Below are 265 nucleotides of genomic sequence, written 5' to 3'. Positions count from 1 at the left end.
GTTCCGCAAGCTGCTGGACAGCGGTGAAGCAGGCGACAACATCGGCGCACTTATCCGCGGTGTCGGCCGTGAAGAAGTTGAGCGCGGTCAGGTTCTGTGTAAGCCGGGTTCCGTTACCCCGCACACGAAGTTCAAGGCTGAGGCTTACATCCTTACCAAGGAAGAAGGTGGTCGTCACACCCCGTTCTTCACCAACTACCGCCCGCAGTTCTACTTCCGTACGACGGACGTGACTGGTGTGGTTTCTCTGCCGGAAGGCACGGAA

1 pseudogene is annotated in these 265 nt (G+C 58.5%); it reads left to right on the top strand.

Annotated elements, in window-relative coordinates:
• Nucleotides 1-265 (top strand): annotated as a pseudogene (tuf, locus tag ABLO27_RS27115) (elongation factor Tu); the annotation flags it as partial.

Origin of the sequence: Roseibium sp. SCP15, assembly GCF_040329435.1 — a bacterium.
In the GTDB taxonomy this organism is placed as follows: domain Bacteria; phylum Pseudomonadota; class Alphaproteobacteria; order Rhizobiales; family Stappiaceae; genus Roseibium.
The sequence above is the reverse complement of the archived record's forward strand: the minus strand, read 5'-3'. Positions and strand labels throughout refer to the sequence as shown.